At 47.5% G+C, this 18,493-nt stretch carries 17 protein-coding genes and 1 riboswitch; of the genes, 16 read left to right on the top strand and 1 reads right to left on the bottom strand.

Annotation, left to right across the window (positions count from 1 at the left end):
• Positions 1–29 precede the first annotated feature (29 nt).
• Together ACAN56_RS01785 and ACAN56_RS01780 are read left to right on the top strand one after the other, a co-directional pair.
• The gene (locus tag ACAN56_RS01785) at positions 30–734 is read left to right on the top strand and encodes an IS630 family transposase (RefSeq protein WP_340898014.1); all 705 of its coding nucleotides are present in this window, start codon (positions 30–32) and stop codon (positions 732–734) included.
• A 648-nt stretch (positions 735–1,382) separates the two neighbouring features.
• Entirely contained in the window at positions 1,383–2,354 is a 972-nt protein-coding gene (locus ACAN56_RS01780) for a glycoside hydrolase family 113 (protein WP_379140033.1), read from the top strand.
• Positions 2,355–2,585: 231 nt separating this feature from the next.
• On the opposite strand, the gene ACAN56_RS01775 is transcribed toward ACAN56_RS01780, so the two are convergent.
• Positions 2,586–3,512 carry an L-lactate dehydrogenase gene (locus ACAN56_RS01775; protein ID WP_038592719.1) on the bottom strand — a complete coding sequence of 309 codons (927 nt, stop codon included), beginning with the start codon at positions 3,510–3,512 and terminating at the stop codon, positions 2,586–2,588.
• Positions 3,513–3,659: 147 nt separating this feature from the next.
• Between ACAN56_RS01775 and ACAN56_RS01770 the strand changes: the two genes are divergently transcribed.
• From ACAN56_RS01770 to ACAN56_RS01705, 14 genes are all read left to right on the top strand, one after another.
• Entirely contained in the window at positions 3,660–4,286 is a 627-nt protein-coding gene (locus tag ACAN56_RS01770; protein ID WP_038592716.1) for a LysE family translocator, read from the top strand.
• Positions 4,287–4,326: 40 nt separating this feature from the next.
• On the top strand, positions 4,327–5,709 hold the full coding sequence (gene bcaP / locus ACAN56_RS01765; RefSeq protein ID WP_379140030.1) for a branched-chain amino acid transporter BcaP: 1,383 nt from the start codon (positions 4,327–4,329) through the stop codon (positions 5,707–5,709).
• Between the two features lie 26 nt (positions 5,710–5,735).
• Positions 5,736–7,028, top strand: a complete 1,293-nt coding sequence (locus ACAN56_RS01760; RefSeq protein WP_379140028.1) for a WD40/YVTN/BNR-like repeat-containing protein — start codon at positions 5,736–5,738, stop codon at positions 7,026–7,028.
• 116 nt (positions 7,029–7,144) lie between these two features.
• On the top strand, positions 7,145–7,771 hold the full coding sequence (locus ACAN56_RS01755; protein ID WP_379140026.1) for a pyridoxamine 5'-phosphate oxidase family protein: 627 nt from the start codon (positions 7,145–7,147) through the stop codon (positions 7,769–7,771).
• A gap of 158 nt (positions 7,772–7,929) precedes the next feature.
• Entirely contained in the window at positions 7,930–8,106 is a 177-nt protein-coding gene (locus tag ACAN56_RS01750) for a hypothetical protein (RefSeq protein WP_179091757.1), read from the top strand.
• 221 nt (positions 8,107–8,327) lie between these two features.
• The gene (locus ACAN56_RS01745; RefSeq protein WP_038599942.1) at positions 8,328–8,720 is read left to right on the top strand and encodes a DUF2500 domain-containing protein; all 393 of its coding nucleotides are present in this window, start codon (positions 8,328–8,330) and stop codon (positions 8,718–8,720) included.
• A 147-nt stretch (positions 8,721–8,867) separates the two neighbouring features.
• Positions 8,868–9,623, top strand: coding sequence for an SDR family NAD(P)-dependent oxidoreductase (locus ACAN56_RS01740; protein ID WP_379140415.1), 756 nt, complete (start codon positions 8,868–8,870; stop codon positions 9,621–9,623).
• Between the two features lie 176 nt (positions 9,624–9,799).
• Positions 9,800–10,222: a cell wall hydrolase gene (locus ACAN56_RS01735; RefSeq protein WP_379140023.1), complete on the top strand. Its 423-nt coding sequence runs from the start codon at positions 9,800–9,802 to the stop codon at positions 10,220–10,222.
• A 216-nt stretch (positions 10,223–10,438) separates the two neighbouring features.
• A complete protein-coding gene (gene gerQ, locus ACAN56_RS01730) occupies positions 10,439–10,831 on the top strand; it encodes a spore coat protein GerQ (RefSeq protein ID WP_379140413.1) in 393 nt (130 codons plus the stop codon).
• Between the two features lie 509 nt (positions 10,832–11,340).
• Positions 11,341–12,657: a hemolysin family protein gene (locus ACAN56_RS01725; protein WP_038592697.1), complete on the top strand. Its 1,317-nt coding sequence runs from the start codon at positions 11,341–11,343 to the stop codon at positions 12,655–12,657.
• Between the two features lie 175 nt (positions 12,658–12,832).
• The gene (locus ACAN56_RS01720; protein ID WP_379140021.1) at positions 12,833–14,752 is read left to right on the top strand and encodes an ATP-binding protein; all 1,920 of its coding nucleotides are present in this window, start codon (positions 12,833–12,835) and stop codon (positions 14,750–14,752) included.
• A 107-nt stretch (positions 14,753–14,859) separates the two neighbouring features.
• Positions 14,860–15,588 (top strand): DsbA family protein, encoded by a 729-nt coding sequence (locus ACAN56_RS01715; RefSeq protein WP_052092123.1) that lies wholly within the window; start codon positions 14,860–14,862, stop codon positions 15,586–15,588.
• Positions 15,588–16,019 (top strand): disulfide oxidoreductase, encoded by a 432-nt coding sequence (locus ACAN56_RS01710; protein ID WP_340899807.1) that lies wholly within the window; start codon positions 15,588–15,590, stop codon positions 16,017–16,019. The genes ACAN56_RS01715 and ACAN56_RS01710 overlap by 1 nt, the downstream gene beginning before the upstream one ends.
• Before the next feature lie 227 nt (positions 16,020–16,246).
• A riboswitch (cyclic di-AMP (ydaO/yuaA leader) is annotated at positions 16,247–16,406 on the top strand.
• Positions 16,407–16,531: 125 nt separating this feature from the next.
• Entirely contained in the window at positions 16,532–18,349 is a 1,818-nt protein-coding gene (locus ACAN56_RS01705) for an APC family permease (RefSeq protein ID WP_038599932.1), read from the top strand.
• The last annotated feature ends 144 nt before the right edge of the window (positions 18,350–18,493 follow it).

Genomic DNA, 18,493 nt, shown 5'->3' with positions numbered 1-18,493 from the left:
GTGGTCGAATATATAACCGACAGCACCGTTTGCGAAATTATGAAAAAAACGAGATTAAACCGTGGCTCGTCAAGGAATGGTGCATTCCAGAAGCCAGTGCAGAATTTGTAGCCAAAATGGAGGATGTACTGGATGTCTATCAGCGTCCCTATGATCCCAAGCGTCCGGTTGTTTGCATCGATGAAACCAATAAGCAACTGATCAAAGAAACCCGAATTTCCTGTGCGTCGGGTCAGCCTGAAAAAGTGGATTCGGAGTATGAGCGTAACGGCGTTGCCGATGTCTTTAAGATCTTTGAACCGCTTGCGGGCAAACGTGAAACCATCGTCACCACAACCCGGACAGCTGTAGATTTCGCCCAGGTGCTCAAGTATACATCGGATGTCCTATACCCGCATGCCAAGAAAGTGGTCCTGATCACCGACAATCTCAATACACATTCGACTGCCTCGCTCTATAAGGCATTTTCACCGGAGGAAGCTCACCGTATTGCGAATCGGTTTGAATGGCATCATACGCCAAAACATGAGAGCTGGCTGGACATGGCGGAAATTGAAATTGGCATTATGTCGCGGCAGGCCCTGGAAAAACCACTTCCTGATATGGAAAGTTTCAAAAAACAAGTAAGTACTTGGACACAGCAACGCAACGCAGCAGGCTCGAAAGTAAACTGGCAGTTCACCACTCAAGACGCGAGAATCAAGTTGAAACGCTTATATCCAACTATTCTTTAATTACTAGCCGGATAGAGCACTAGCTTATTTTAAAGCGCCTGAGTTTGGGTGCTTTTTCCATGTTACTTGCAAAGCCTGCACTCTTCTCTCCTCCTTTCTCCTGTTAAACCACATGAAAGTCATGTTGTATCAACATCTTAAACCCTTATAAATAAAGGGTTTCTATTATGCAATTTATTAGAAGGTGAGTAAAATAACAAACGTCGCAACAAGTGGATCAAAGATATCCGAATCAATAAAGTACAACCCAGGACTTTATCGTCCACAGCTGCCGCTGTTTTTAGTGGGGGCTTGTCTAATGCTTAATTTTCTTTCTACATCAGAAGCACTGGTAAAAGGCATAAATCCAGAATAATAGTTAACATAACTAATGTTAAGTTAACTATGTCTCTTTTTGCACAATTGCTAACTTGAAAAGGGGGGCAGCCCGTAAAGTTCAGTGTACAATTCTTTTCCTCTGCTGTTATCCAGATGCCGCTAAATGACTCATGTGGTTAGGGCTTCTCTTCAATAACAAAAATAACTTGTTATTGTTTTGTTTTTGATTTATTCTAACTGTTATTGAGGCTTTGATATAGCTGGTAATTATTTAAGGTTAATCGGTACACGAAATAACATGTTATTACTAACTAGTAGGAGGACTTGGGGATGAAGGAAGTTTTTTTTAAGGGAATGACTTATGGCTGGGAGACAAAAAGAGGTGAGTACCGGAAAGATTATGCGGCGGATTCGATGAAAAAGCTGGCGGATACCGGAAGTGAATGGATCGCTTTGTCCTTCTGGACCTGGCAGGACACAGTGTTCTCAACAGATATTCATTTTGATTACGGTTACACGCCGACAGATCGGGATATCGAACATGCGGTGCGGAATGCGAAGGAGCTGGGCTTGAAGGTCTGTCTGAAGCCTGTAGTCAACTCCAGAGACGGGATTTGGAGAGCTCGGATCGGATTTCCTGAGGATGGAGACGCCTATTGGGCAGCCTGGTTTGAGTCCTACACGAATTTCTTGAAGCATTATGCGGAGCTTGCAGAGGAGCTGGGCTGCGAAATGTTCTGTATTGGCTGTGAAATGGTAGCTACAGAATATAGGGAAGCAGAATGGCGGGAAGTTATCCGTGAGGTGAAGAGCCTGTATACCGGCCCCATCGTTTACAATGCCAATCATGGTAAAGAAGAAGGGATTCAGTGGCTGGATGCGGTCGATCTCATCGGAACCAGTGCATATTATCCTGTAGCCTCCGTGCCGGGGGATTCCTATGAGAATATGCTCACCGCCTGGGAGAAGCAGAAACCCCGGCTTAAGGCTTTAGCCGAAAGATTTAACAAGCCGCTTGTTTTTATCGAAATTGGCTGCCGCAGCGCACTCGGCTGTGCCACTATGCCGTGGGACTTTACGCATAAGGATCTGCCTCATTCGGAAAGCGAGCAGGCTAACTTTTATCGTTCGGCACTTGAAACCTTTTGGAATGAGCCTTGGTTCGCCGGTTTCTTCTGGTGGGACTGGAGCACAAAGCTCTACGCTCTGGAAGAGGCTTCGTCCAACAATGGTTTTGATATTTACGGTAAGGAAGCGGAGCAAGTGCTGAAAGAGTATTACAAATTGCCAGTCACAAAATAACTCTGTCTCAAGGGTCCAGAACGCTCTTGGAAATTTTAAGCATTAAATTAATGTCATTGTCAGGCAAAAAAGATTCATGTTATAGTACTTAAGGAAAATCCGTCCTTCTATTCGCGGGGTTAATATTCCATCCGCTTGAAGGGCGGTTTCTTTTGCGTGCCGGAAGCATAAAATAAGGCTGTCCCGGTCATCGAAATGACAAGGACAGCCCCGTGCTAACCAGTAAAATGGTTACAATTCAAGCTTGGAAATTTCCGCTTTGAGCTTCTCTGCAGATTTCTGGAACATTGCCTTTTCGTCTTCACTCAGCGGCAGATCCAGCACTTCGCGAACACCGGAGCGGTCAACGACACATGGAGCACCGAGGAACACATCCGAAACTCCGTTATAGTTGTTCAGCAGCGTGGAGACATTCAGCACAGCACCTTCATTGTGCAGAATCGAAACCACGATCCGGTCCAGGGCAAGCGCAATCGCATATGAGGTAGAACCTTTGGCGTCGATAATTTCATAGGCGGCGTTCTTGGTGTCTTCAAAGATCTCCTTGCGTTCCGCTTCATCAAAGCCCAAATCGATACCGGCCACATTGGCAAGGCTCCATACCGGAAGCTCGGAGTCACCGTGTTCACCGATAATTTGACCATGAATGCTGCGGGGATCTATTTCTTTATGAAGACCGATCAAATAGCGGAACCGCGCACTGTCGAGCACTGTACCGGAACCGATGACCCGTCTGCGGTCGAAGCCGCTGATCTTAAGAGTGGCATAAGCCAGGATATCTACCGGATTCGTAGCAATCAGCAGAATGGCATGCTGATTGTATTTCGTAATCTTTTGGATGATATCTTTAAAAATCGCGATGTTCTTTCGCAGAAGATCAATCCGGGTCTCACCCGGCTTCTGGGAGGCGCCGGCGGTTACGATAATAATATCCGCTTCCCGGCAATCTTCATAGGTTCCTGCCCACAGCTTTACACCGCCGACAAACGGCATGCCGTGGTTCATGTCCAGTGCTTCACCCAGCGCTTTCTGATGATTGACATCGATAAGTACCAATTCAGGCATCCGTCTGCGCAGAAGCAGCGTATATGCGGTTGTTGTACCGACTGCACCGGTACCGATAACTACGACACGATTGGGCTTAAATGGGGGGGCCATTGTTCCATCTCCTCCGAATTTCGATTTTTTTGTGTCCAATCTTATCCATCATAAGCTCTGGAGTTAGTGTTTTCAAGCAGCTTGTTTTTAATCCATTACCCGAAAACGGGCAAGCTAACAACGTGCTTTCGCAGAGAGGAGGTAGCTATGTTTAGTATGGCTACACTATTTATGTATCTTGGGGCTGCCATTCTACTGATCCTTATCCCGGGTCCGGATCTTATTTTCGCTGTTACCCAGGGGATTACGAATTGCCGGAAAGCAGGCGTCTACACCGCTGCCGGACTGGCACTGGGGAATACCGTACATACGTTGGCTGCAGCACTGGGACTGTCAATCATTGTGAAGACATCACCGCTGCTGTTCACCCTGTTTAAGATTGCCGGTGCACTGTATTTATTTTACCTGGCCTACAAATCATTGAAGCACCGTAAAGCAACACTCGTAGTGAACGAGGGCGAGAAGAAGGATGAAAGGGCATTGCTGCGTAGAGGATTTATTATGAATATTCTTAATCCTAAGGTGGCCATCTTCTTTCTGACCTTTCTGCCGCAATTCGTGAATTATGACTATGGTGTTGTACCTATGCAGATGCTTGTGCTTGGACTTATCTTTATTGTCCTGACCGCTCTGATCTTCGGAGCACTTGCTTATTTTGCCGGTGCCTTTAGCAGCAAGTTTCTGGAGAAGCCCCGTGTGCAGGAGGGCGCCAACATCGCAGCCGGAGTTATATTTGTCGGACTGGGCATGAAGCTGCTGACCACGGCACCCTAGGAGTTCCATACTCATTTCATTGACAGGAGAGAATTTAAGAATGGATTTATTCCGCAAAAAACCGCTGACCGCGCCTCAAAGCGCCGATGGAGCTAAACTGAGCAAGACACTGGGTGCGCTGGATCTTACAACACTTGGTGTAGGGGCTATTATCGGCACCGGGATATTTGTTATGACAGGAGTCGCAGCCGCGGAGCATGCCGGTCCAGGCCTTGTGCTTTCCTTCATTCTCGCCGGGTTTGCCTGCGTGCTGTCCGCACTGTGTTATTCAGAATTTGCTTCAACGCTCCCGGTGTCCGGCAGCGCTTATGCCTATAGCTATGTCGCTTTCGGCGAGTTGCTGGCCTGGATTCTGGGCTGGGATCTGGTGCTGGAATATGGGGTTGCGGCAGCGGCGGTAAGCAGTGGATGGTCCGGTTACTTCCAGGGCCTGCTGGATGGTTTCGGCCTGCATTTGCCCACAGCACTCTCCGGGGCTTATAATGCGGACAAAGGAACTTATGTAAATCTGCCCGCCATGATCATTATTTTGCTGATCTCCTATTTGTTGACCCGCGGAGTCAAGGAAACGGCCCGCTTTAATGCAATTATGGTTGTGATTAAGCTGTCTGTAGTGCTTCTCTTCATAGTTACGGGATTTTTCTATGTGAAACCGGAGAACTGGACGCCATTTTTACCTTTTGGCTTTCATGGGGTGGTGAATGGGGCGGCTACCGTCTTTTTCGCCTATATCGGCTTTGATGCCATATCTACTGCTGCGGAAGAGGTGAAGCGCCCGCAGCGTGATTTGCCTATCGGTATCATTTCATCCCTTGCAATCTGTACCGTGCTGTACATTACTGTCTCGCTGGTTCTGACAGGGATCGTACCTTATCATAGCCTGAATGTCAGTGATCCCGTTTCCTACGCCCTGCGATTCGTGGACCAGAATATGATTGCCGGTCTAATCTCTGTAGGCGCTATTGCCGGGATGACCACGGTTCTGCTTGTTATGCTCTTCGGCCAGACCCGTCTCTTGTTCGCGATCTCACGGGACGGGCTGCTGCCGAAAAGCTGGTCCAAGGTAAGCGCCAAGACGCATACCCCCGTGCGCAGCACCTGGATGGTCGGCGGATTGATCGCCGTGCTCACCGGGTTTGTTCCACTGGACCGGCTGGCTAACCTGACCAGCATTGGAACACTGTTCGCTTTTCTCGTGGTATCCTTGGGTGTAATTGTGCTGCGCCGTACCCATCCGAATCTGAAGAGAGGGTTCACCGTGCCTTGGGTACCATACATCCCGCTGCTTAGTGCGGCAACCTGCGCTTATTTAATGTATAATCTGGGGAGAGAGACTTGGATCGGCTTTGTCATCTGGCTGGCTGTCGGACTATTGATCTATTTTCTATACGGATACAAGAACAGCAAACTGAATCAAAAATAAACGATAACCGAAGAGGAGAGAGAGCTTTGTCATCCCAAACAGCAGATTTCAAGGTTCTGAGAACGTTACTGGTGGTTCTCCTGAGCCTACTCATACTCTCGGCTTGCTCTTCTTCTCCTGCTCCTGAGCCCACTCAGCCTCCTCAGCCGACGGAAGCGCCGGAAGAAGGACAGACGATTACCCTGATTACACCCGATGCTCAAAACTTAGTCAATAAAGATACACCCAAATATCAAATTCAGACCCGGCTTACGGATTTCAGATTGTTAACCGATTCTGCAGGACTGGCCTGGGGTGTTACCAAAAATGAGCTTCGGATCTATATGACCAAAGATAACGGGGAAACCTGGGCGAATATTTCACCTTCCGCGAATGTGCAGTTTCTGTCTAATCCGGTGTACAGCCAAGAGATTTTCTTTACGGATCTGGAGAACGGCTGGATTATAAGAAGTGCTTTTGGAACAACGGAAACCGTTGTGCTGCGTACAACCGATGGCGGACTAAGCTGGAAAATCTCTTCTTTCCCGGATGCGAATACGATCTCTTCCATCTACTTCAGCTCTCCGAGCCATGGATGGCTGATGACCTCCTGGGATATCAATGCCACTAAAGCTAGCAAAGCGCTGTATGCAACGGCAGACGGGGGGGCCACATGGAATATGGTTATGCAGAACGAGCAATATAATCCGAAGCTGCCAAATCATGCAATTCCGATGGCGGGCGTGACGACCGGGATGATCTTTAAGGATACAGACCGTGGATTCGTGACACTCCAGACCGGAGCACTGCCCAAGATATACATGACTAAAGACGGTGGAGCAACCTGGAGTCAGGGACCGGATTTTCTAGTGAATGAACAGTGGAGAGGCTGCGACAAAGTGATCACCGGAGAACCGGAATTCTTCGGCAATAACAGCACATCCGGGTGGTTGCCGGTGGCCTGCCAGAAAGATAAGGAAGCTTCCATCACATATAATGGATATTTTACCGCCAATAGCGGAGAAAGCTGGACATTCACTTCGTTCGGTCTGGGCATCCAGACAGGGATCAACCGCCACCTGGCTCCTGCCTTTTTAAATTCTCAACTCGGCTGGGCCTTGAAAGGAAATCTGATGTACAAGACGATTAATGCGGGAGCAACCTGGACAACACTTCCAGCCAGCAGCGTTCTGCAATCCAAGCTCTTGGAATATCCGGAAATAGTAAAGCTGCAGTTTATTTCAAAGGATGTCGGCTGGCTCTTAATTGAGAAAAAAGAAAATCGACGATCTATCCTGCTGCAGACAACCAATGGGGGCGTAAGCTGGCGGGTAATGTGAGTTGGTTTTTCAGGGAGGCTGCAGATTGCAGTCTCTTTTTTTTTTTATCAATTCTTCCCTGTGTTACAATAAGTAGCAGGTGAATCTATGAAATTCATACATATGGAGTGAAGAAGATGCATGATTTTAATACAATCAAGTCAGAAGAGGAATTGCGTGCTATGCTCGGTTATCCAAGCGAACTGGTGAAGAACAAAGCGATTGATGCCCTGGATGAGCATTGCCGCCAGTTTATCGCTAAGTCACCATTGTTGATCATGGCCACTTCCGATGCGGAGGGATTATGTGATGTCTCACCCAGAGGGGATGCGCCGGGTTTTGTGCTTGTTCTGGACGACAAACATCTAGTCATACCTGAACGGCCGGGTAACCGCCGAATGGATTCGTTAAGGAATATTCTGTCCAATCCAAACGCGGGTCTTATCTTCCTCATTCCGGGTCTGGAAGAAACGCTCAGAGTGAATGGTCATGCTTATATTGTCCGTGATGAAGATCTGCTTGTCCGAATGGAATCTCATGGGCGGACTCCGCTAGTAGGTATAGTCATTGAAGTGGAAGAATGTTATATGCATTGTGCAAAATCGTTAAAGCGCTCCAGCTTGTGGAATCCTGACTCTTGGATTGTGAAGGCCGAATTGCCGAATGTTGCTCAAGTGATATCCGACCATGCCAAACTTCCTGGTATGAACGCAGAAAAAGTAAAAGCTTCACTGCAAGACAGCTATACCAACCGAATGTATTGATGTTCTGGGCGTTGAATGAAGCAAAAAAACGTATTTAAAATTTTCTTTAAAAATGTGAAAAAAATCACATGACAAAGCGCTGAGCGTGTGATATATTTAACACATAGAAAGCAAGTTCATTTTTTCACAAACTTTCATTCCGAATAGGAGAGATTACAATGACAACTTTTGAAACGGATTATATGACTAGAAACCTTCTGCAATTATGCTATAACTGTGATGATGCACACCTCTGTGAAACTGAAGAACAATGCAGAGCCTGCTGGGCGGACAACGGAATGCTTCCGGAAGAAGAGAACGAAACCAAGCAACTCTTAGATCTTGTACATGCTTAATATTGATAGGCAGAATGAACGTTTTTAAAGACCACTTGTGTTCTCAAATCTGAGAGCCGGGTGGTCTTTTTGGTAGGCAGCCTGTCGTCTGCTGACGGCGAATATGGTTTTCATCTTTTTGTGATGCTGTATGAACCGGAACAGGCATATACATGTACAGAAGCGACTGCAGTTATGCGGAAAGCTGAAAAATGGGGATTAAGGAGGAATAAGTCATGGGGATAGGCCCGGATTCTTCTTGGATGTTTGATCTTACCGGGACGGTAATACCGATTTTTCTCGCCCTGATGATTGGCATTGTCGCTGTATCTGCTGGCAGGGGGCTGCTTCAATGGAGCCGGAACAACAGCTCACCCCTGTTGACCGTTCCTGCCCGGATCGTCAGCAAGCGCAGTGAAGTCCGCCAGCAGCAGCTTCAGGATGAGAATCAGAGCAGCCGCACCAGTACAACCTACTATTTGACTTATGAGACGGACCAAGGCGTCAGGATGGAGTTTAAAGTGGACGGAAATGAGTTCGGCATGAGCGCAGAAGGAGACAGAGGTGTGTTGACTTACCAAGGTACAAGGTATCACGGGTTTCAGCGCAGTCTGCATTACTCCACAGCTGATTAGTTTAACTGTCTGTGATACGAATTTGGCTCGGTTTACAATAGACCTGAGGTTACTGTACAATCCCCTTGTTTCCGGTCTGCGAAGCAAGGGGATATTTATATTGTCTGGATCTATACCTAATAATAACTAACAAGGAGCTATGAAATGATGAATTATTTGCATAAAACTGTAATTGTCACTGGAGCCGGCCATGGTATCGGCAGAGCGATCGCCGAAGCTTATGCCTCCGAGGGAGCCAGCGTAATTATCGCAGAACTCGATAAAAGCACAGGAGGCATGGCGGCAGCCGAAATCTGCAGTCAAGGCGGAACTGCTGAATTTGTCGCTTGCGACGTAAGCAAGGAGGAGGACATTATTGCACTGGTTGCCCACGCAGCAGCTAAGTACGGAACCGTTGATATTCTGATCAATAATGCAGGCATTGCGAATCCGCATACCTCTTCGCTGTACGAGCTGTCTGTGGAGGAGTGGGACAAAGTACTCAATACGAATGCACGCAGTGTATTTCTGGCAACCCGGGAAGCAGCCAAAGTTATGCGCAATAATCCGCAAGGCGGAGCCGTCGTAAATCTGTCATCAACCCGTTCATTGATGTCAGAACCGAATACGGAAGCCTATGCGGCGTCCAAAGGAGCCATCGCTGCCCTGACCCATGCCATGGCGGTTACGCTGGGGGAAGATGGCATCACGGTAAACTGCATCAGTCCGGGCTGGATCGAGACGGGAGATTATGCGGAGCTGCGTGAGATTGACCATAGCCAGCATCCTTCGGGACGGGTAGGCAGACCGGAGGACATCGCCAGAGCCTGTCTCTATTTAACGGCACCGGATAATAATTTCGTTACAGGAGCACAGCTTATCATTGACGGTGGCATGACGCGCAAAATGATTTATGAGCCATAACTATGCAATCCAAATAACAGGAAGAAAATAGGCGTGAACTGTCACCTCTTAGGCGAATGCACATACAATACAGCGAGCAGTCAAGAGATGTGGAAGCTTGCGAAGCAGGTTTTGCAAGAAGTCCGGCAAGAAGCGGATGCCTTCAGAACTGCTACGAAGCAAAAGGAGGAGAATGTGTGGCCGTCATCAAAGCGAACTCGGAAGATGTGAAGGTGCTTGCGCGGCTGATGCGGGCGGAGGCCGAAGAGGACGGAGAAGCCGGCATGCTTATGGTCGGGAATGTCGGGGTTAACCGGATTCTCGGCAATTGCCTGGACTTCAACAATATCCGCAATATGAACGATATGGTGTTTCAAAGTCCAGGTGGCTTTGAAGCACCCCAGAAGGGGTACTTCTATCAGCGTGCCCGGGAAGCCGACATTCGCCTGGCCCAAAGAGTCATCGCCGGAGAACGACGCTGGCCGGCCTCTAATGCCTTATGGTTCTTCCGTCCTGTAGGCGATTGTCCTGCCACCTGGTATAACCAGCAGAACACCGGCCGCTACAAAGCTCATTGCTTCTTTACTCCAACCAGCGCGGATTGCCCGGCTGTATATTAGTACAGCCGGCCTGCGGGGAGAGACAGAGTGTTTCCGTGGTCTGTCTCCCCGCGCTGACAATGGCAAGCGAAAATTGTGATGTCGCACCATGTTCTACACGAAGTGTAATCAAGGAAGCAAATGCTGACAAAACTTTTAGGAGGTTTTACACAAATGATAGGTCAACCTTACCGTCCCGTTACTTATATGATTGGCAGTACTTCTTCTTCCACTGGCATGAACGGAGGCGGAATGCCCGCCAGCGGCTTCATGGGCAGCATGCCGCCTCAAGTCACCAGCGGGAGCCCCATGACGCCTACAGGAAGCGTGATGCCGACCACAGCCCCGGCCTTTGAACAATCCTACATTGAGAACATTTTCCGCCTCAACCTGGGCAAGATCGGGACCTTTTATTTCACATATGAGAACAATAAGGATTGGAATGCCAAGGTTTACAAAGGCGTGCTGGAAGCAGCCGGGCGGGATCATATCATTATCAGTGATCCAGCTACCGGACAGAGAACTGTGCTGCTGATGATTTATTTCGATTATGCCACCTTCGATGAGCCGCTTACTTACCAGTACCCGGGAGTCATCGGAAATCCACCGGTCGCCCGCAACTTCCGTTAATCCCCCTGAACAACTATCCATAGAAGACATTTTGTAAACGGCAGTCCGCCTGGAAATGGGGGCTGCTGTTTTTTTGTACTATAAGCAGTGCCCTGCCGGAATCTGGCGGGGCATTGTCTTACCAGGTAGCATTTAAGCCAAACATGGCTAGAAGGGCAAAGCTGAACGCGTCAAGTTTGACGGAGAGGGTGCGGAAGATTTAACATATATAAAAGCGCATCTACAACTTTTTTTGCATTCGTTAACCTTGTTTTATACCTTTTATACGGAGTATGTCCATAAGAAGGAAAACTAGATCATATTTTTACTCCGGTTTACACCTGTTTTTATGGAGTGAGTAATAATATAATAATGTATATATTTATAATCCGTGATTCTAGTCAGGAGTTGAAGGCATTGGGAAATTGATACTGAAAGGAACGTTTGGCGTTTCACAAGCTAACATTTTGAAAAATCGAAGGAGGTGGGCCTATCCACCCGATACGAAGAACGGTGGATAGGAGTATAAATTGAGCGACCCTTTACCCGGTATATTACATGTAGGTCTTATTCTTTTGCTTGTGCTGTTTAATGGCTTTTTTGTTTCGGTTGAATATGCGATGGTCAAGGTACGAAGCGGCCGCATTGAAGCACTGATTGAGGAGGGCAGTAAAAGAGCACCCGCAGCAAGAAATATTGTCCACAATCTAGATGCTTATCTGTCCGCCTGCCAGCTTGGCATCACGCTTGCCTCGCTCGCACTCGGCTGGCTGGGTGAACCGGCCATAGCTACGATTGTGGGGCCGCTTGTAACAAGCCTAGGCTTCGGTGAAACAACCGTATATGTGATCTCCCTCATTATTGCCTTTATGTTCATCACGGTGCTGCATATTGTACTAGGCGAGCTGGCACCAAAGACAATTGCCGTGAACAAAGCGGAGAAGGTGCTTCTGCTAACGGCAGGTGCGATGAACGTCTTCTACCGGATCATGTATCCATTTATCTGGATCGTCAATGGATTAGCAGGCGGACTGCTGCGTTTCTTCCGTCTGGCACCGGCCTCAGAGCTGGCCACGGCGCATACAGAGGAAGAAATCCGCATCCTCATGCAGGAGAGCAACAAGAGCGGGCTGATCGACAATACAGAAATGACTCTGGTGGACAATATCTTTGAATTTGCCGATACGATGGCCAGAGAGATTATGATCCCCCGAACCGAAATGATCTGTCTAAACAGTCACCTGACAGCAGAAGAGAACCTTGAGATTGCCTTTGACGGAATGAGAACACGTTATCCGGTTTGTGATGGCGATAAGGACCATATTCTTGGCTTTATCCACATTAAGGATCTCATCCGGGATCAGGCGCCGAAGTACAATGAATTGATTCGTCCGATTCTTACCGTTCCAGAGTCCATTCAGATCAGTGCGCTCCTGAAGGTGATGCAGCGGGCGAAGACTCAAATCGCCATTCTGATTGACGAATACGGCGGTACGTCAGGCATGGTTACGCTTGAGGATATTATGGAGGAGATTGTCGGAGAAATTCAGGATGAGTTCGATGAGGAGCGTCCCGGTGTTGAGCAACTGGGGGAGGATGAGTTTTCCATTGACGGCCTCATGCTGATCGAAGAGATCAACGACTCACTGGGGCTTCATATGGAGACGGAAGACTATGATACTATAGGCGGCTGGCTATACTCCAAGTTAGAAGTCAATCCGCCGCAAAAAGGGCAAACCGTTGAATTCGACGGCCATCTGTTCGTGGTAGAGGAAACCGAGAACAAGCGGATTTCCCGAATTAAGTTATTGAAGCTGCAGTTTTTGACGGAGGAAGCTGGAGCATAAACTTATTAAGCATTACACCAAAAAGGCACTAGCGCAGAATTAGCGCAGTGCCTTTTTGGTGTGTAATTCAATACCACAATTTAGCATTGGGAGACCGATTCGAGTCGTTTCTTGTCGGGTAAGAAAGTGTAATTAGCATCTTTGTACTTATCTAACCGAGAAAGGAGAGGTCCAAATGCTAAATCATCAGAATCATTATAATGATATGCTGGTTCTCTTTTCCATTGCGATAGCATTTCTATCCTGCTTTGCGGCCCTAGATCTGGCGGAACGGCTGGTACGGGGCGGAAGAAGGTTGCCTTTTATAATATTGATGTCTTCTGTTCTGGGAATCGGGATGTGGAGTATGCATTTTATAGGTATGCGTGCCATGAGGCTGGAAACTGCGGTGTCCTATTATTTGCCCCTGATGATTGTCTCGCTGCTCATTCCAATCGCGGCTTCCTTTGTGCTGTTTCAACTGTTTAATAACCCGCGTACACGCAGCAGAGTCTATCTTGGCTTAGGCGGGCTGCTCTTTAGCGGGGGGATTCTCATCATGCACTACAGCGGAATTATGGCTATGCAGTATTCTGCAATCTATGAGCAAAGTCTGTTCTCCATCATAATGTCTGTCTTGTTCTCGCTTGTTGTTCCTGTCATTACAGCCTCTTATGATCCAAAGTGGCTGGAGAATGCCTATAACATCTTTTCAGCCAAAAAAATAATGCTTGTGCTTACCCTGACTGGAGCATTGACCGGTACACATTATGCAGCGATGGCGGGTGTTTCTTTCATTTCCTCAGATCGCGTTACCTATGCCGGGGATGCTCTGTTTCTGGAGGATTCACTGCTCGGGATGATTCTTGGTGGTTCATTTATAGCCATTGTAGCGGTTGTATTGGCACTTTTGTACAGGGACCGGAAGCGTGTAATCATCTCGGCAAAATTTAACGAGCAACGTTATGTAGCGTTGTTTGAGTTCAGTCCGGATATAGTGCTCTGCATCGACCCGGTACGCAAGAAGATTGTAAGCGCAAATCCGGCATTACGGCAGACGACTGGTTACGGTAAAGAAGAACTGAGAGACTACAAAAATATAATGTACAGCCTTGAAGATGAAATTGCACTTAAGGAGGCAGTGAAGCGGGCATCGTTAGGGCATTCGGCGAAGCTGGAGCTCATGGTGAGAATGAAAAATGGAGTCAGGCTAATTTGCAGTGCAACGGTTTTTCCGCTGGTAAATGAGAAGGAGCGGTTTGTCTATATCGTTGCCGAAGATGTGACTGCGCTTGCCCTGTTTCAGCAGGAGCTGATTATTGCCAAAGAAGCGGCTGAAAGTGCTGCCCGGATGAAAAGCGAATTTCTGGCTACTATGAGCCATGAAATCAGAACGCCGTTAAACGGGATCATCGGAATAAATCAGCTGCTCGCTGACGAGATTCATCATCAGGAGCACCAGGATCTGTTGAAGCTGCAAAATAGAAGCAGTCATGCCTTGCTCAATGTGATTAGTGATATTCTGGATATTTCCCGCTTGGAGGCTGACGGCCTGCAGCTGCATAGGGAGCCTTTTCAGCTGTCAGTGCTGCTCAGGGAATGTATGAATCTGTACGAGGTCGTATGTAAGGAGAAAGCATTAAATCTCACACTCCAGGTTGCACCGGCCATCCCTGACTATTTAGTTGGAGACAGCGCTCGAATTCGGCAAATTCTTGTGAATTTGATTGGAAATTCCGTTAAATTCACCCATACAGGTGAGATTAACGTAGTAGTGGAACTGTGCCGTACGGGGGGGAACTCAGAACAATTGCAGTTTAGAGTGAAGGATACAGGCATCGGCATTCCACCCGACAAGCTCCCGCTGCTGTTTCAGCCCTTCTCACAGGCGGATGCCTCTCACAGCCGGAAATACCCCGGAACGGGGCTTGGGCTAGCTATCTGCAAGAAGCTGATTGATTTGATGAACGGTACGATATGGGTCGATTCCCCGCAGGATGGAAAGACGGAATTCATCTTTAGAATCCCCCTGCATCCGATGGACCAGGCTAAGGAACAGCTTTTCAGCAAGGAAGGAGAGACTCCGAACAGTAAGTTGAAAACAAAGGCGGTGTGAGCTGAAGTTTGTTATGGAAGTTTGCCAAAGAGAGAACTTTAATTATATAATTTTAAATTATATGACTTTCATTACCCGGGTCCTGAGTGGACGGAAAGGAACTCTCTTTGAGCAAAAACAAACGAAACAGTGCCGCGGCTCCCCAACAGAGCAAGCAGGAGAAGCGCAGGGCAGAACAGGAAAAGCAGAAGCAAAAAACGAGAATTCTGATCTTCAGCACAGTAGCAGCAGTTATCATTATCTTTGTCGCTCTAATCATGCTGATTCCAAAAGGGAACTCTGACTTTAATTACAGCGAGATGCACAGACTTGGAAAAGAGGATGCTCCAGTCAAAATTGTCGAATTCGGGGATTATAAATGTCCGGCGTGTTCAGACTTTACCGGTACCATCAAACCTCAGCTTGTTGAAAAATACGTAACTCCGGGCAAAGCGGCCTTTTACTTCGTAAATATGGCCTTTATCGGACCGGATTCCGAAACAGCTTCATTAGCAGCTTTGTCTGTCTATCATCAGAACAGTGAAGCTTTCTGGACCTATTATGACGCAATCTATGCTAATCAGGGCGAGGAGAGCGAAGAGTGGGCGACCGCTGATTACCTGGTAAGCCTGGCGCAGAAAGAGAACCTGCCGATAGATTTTGACCTCTTGCGTAAAGACATTGAGGAACGCACCTATGAAAGTGAACTGCAGAGAGATATGAAGCTGGCCGAAGACAGCAAAGTGACCTCTACTCCTACTGTATTTGTTAATGGAGTCAAGGTAGACAAGGCTTTTGATATCAAAGCCATCGACTCGCAGGTGCAAATCGCCCTTGATTCGGCGGATGCCAAATGATGAAATTCTCTACCTTCTGCAGACGCCACTGCCTGTATCTGGCCTGGTTTGTTTCCGTAATTGCAGTAGCAGGAAGCTTGTATCTTAGTGAAGTGCTGCATTATGAACCCTGCAGGCTATGCTGGTTCCAGCGTATCTTTATGTATCCTCAGCTGATTCTGCTCGGAATTGCCACGTACCGGGGAGATAAACGCATCATTCCTTATGTGCTGCCTTTATGTCTGATAGGCGGGAGCATCTCCCTGTACCATTACGCAGAGCAGAAAATTCCTGCACTCAGTAAAATTTTGCCATGCAAAATTGGTGTACCCTGCAATGAGGATTATTTGAACTTTTTAGGGTTCATTACGGTACCTCTGCTTGCGTTGATTGCTTTTGCTCTAATCGCAATTTTGCTCTGGACCGGGCGCCAAGAAGAGCCAGCAGAATAAGAAAAGGCTAAGCAGAATTTAGAGCAAAAATATTTCCTTAATTTCTGTCACAATTAACATCCAAAACACTCAAAAATCACGGAACGCTGGGATAATGAAAGAGAATGAAAGATCCACTTATCCCCGATCTTGGATTTGAGCTTTTTGGATGTTTTTTCATTCTTTTTTCATTTTTTTCACCGCTTTACTGAAAAGCTATTGTAGACTATTATTAGTCCTTGTGAGAAGTTGAATATGCGCTGAATTTTCCGCAAGGAAAAACGGGGGAACCAAACTTGACGGCAACGTCAATGGGGTGAATCGGAGGCAGGTCAGTATGACCGGAACCGTAGGGCTACCACAGCCCGAATCCGCCAGCTAACCTCGTAAGCAAGGGTGGGATAATGAGCATGCGTAAGCATGCGGATCATTTCCGTATGCTTATTTTTGTGCCTGCATTTATGAAACCTGCCAATGAAAACGGCGCGCGGTATTACCGTTTCAACTCAACAAAGAGAGGAACTGTTACTACAATGGTAAGCAAGGTAAAACGACTATTGATCGGGCGTCCGATGAAGTCGAACGAACTCGATCATGAAAAGTTATCCAAGGTGAAAGCACTGGCTGTTCTGTCTTCCGATGCACTCTCGTCTGTGGCCTACGGAACGGAGCAAATTCTGATTGTACTGGTGGCCGCTGGCTTCACCGCCATCTGGTATTCATTGCCGATTGCATTAGCCGTATTGGGCCTGCTGGCCATCCTTATTTTTTCCTATCGCCAGACCATCTTTGCCTATCCGCAAGGCGGCGGAGCGTATATCGTGGCAAAAAGCAATCTGGGCGTTCCTACCGGCCTCTTGGCTGGCGGCTCTTTATTGGTAGATTACATTCTTACGGTTGCAGTTAGTGCTTCAGCGGGAACGGATGCGATCACATCGGCCTTTCCGAGTCTTCATAATCATACTGTCCTTATTGCAGTCTCCGTCATTCTGATCTTGACGATTATCAATCTCCGCGGGGTGACGGAGTCCGCTTCATTTATTGCCATCCCGGTGTATCTGTTCGTGGTCTCTATCTTTGTACTCATCATTGCCGGGGTGTACAAATATATTACAGGCGGCGCTCATGCCGAAATCCCGGAAATCGGTTCCGCCGTTTCCAATGTCAGCCTGTTCCTATTACTCAAAGCCTTCAGTTCCGGTTGTTCGGCACTGACCGGGGTAGAAGCGGTATCGAATGCCATTCCGAACTTCAAAGCTCCAGCGGAAAAAAACGCCGCCAAAACCTTGATGCTGATGGGAGGCATCCTCGGATTGATGTTCACCGGCATTACGCTGCTGGCATACTGGTATGGGATTACTCCTAATGAGAAATCCACCGTCGTGTCGCAAATTGCCGAATCTACGTTTGGCCGGGGCGGTTTGTACTTTTTCATCCAAGGGATAACAGCCGTCATCTTGTTCCTGGCGGCGAATACAGCTTACTCGGCGTTTCCGCTGCTTGCGTTCATGTTCGCCAAAGATAAATATTTGCCTCATGCCTTCATGGTCCGGGGAGACCGCCTGGGCTTCTCTAATGGTATTATCTTTCTCGGAGTATTGTCGGCTGTGCTTGTAGCTGCTTTCCACGGAAATACAGAAGGGCTGATTCCGCTGTATGCAGTCGGAGTATTTATCCCTTTTACGCTGTCGCAGCTTGGCATGATGGTGCACTGGTTCAAAACGAAGCCGAAAGGCTGGCAGAATAAATTTGTAGTCAATACAATCGGTATGCTGACTACCCTGACGATTACGCTTATCTTTATCATTACCAAGTTTTCCAGCGTGTGGATGGCCTTCATCTTCCTGCCGGTTGTCATGTTCGTATTCCACCGCATTCACCGCCATTATATGAATATAGCTGATCAGCTTCGCATATGTCCTGCTACGGATAAACCGCTGATTAAAGGAAGTACCGTTGTTGTTCCGGTTGCGGGTGTGACACGCGCTGTACTGCATTCGATCAGTTATGCGAAGTCGTTAACAGATAATGTGGTGGCAGTCTACGTTGGTTTTGATGAAGAGGAAATTCACAAGATGGAGCAAAAATGGGAGGAATGGAACCCGGGTGTACGCCTGATCGTGCTTCGTTCCCGTTACCGCAGCATTATCCGCCCACTGGTGAAATTTATCGATACCGTAGAGTGGAAGACCGCTACTACAGACCATATTACCGTATTAATTCCACAGTTCATTACCAAACATTGGTGGCAGGCGATCCTGCATAATCAGACCAGCCTGTTCATTCGTTCTTATCTAATGAATCAAAAAGATATAGTTGTAGCAACAGTGCCCTATCATTTGCACAAATAGGCAGATAAATATGGTTAGCAGAGGTTGTTTCCGTAGCTTGCGGAGGCAACCTTTTTTTATAGAACGAATAATTTTGTTGACAGAGATAATGAGAATCAATATCATTTAAAAAGTAAGGCGAAGGCCTCGGACACCTTTGACCAT

This window comes from Paenibacillus paludis, from assembly GCF_042610515.1.
GTDB lineage: Bacteria > Bacillota > Bacilli > Paenibacillales > Paenibacillaceae > Paenibacillus_AQ.
This window is presented reverse-complemented; position numbering and strand designations above follow the sequence as displayed.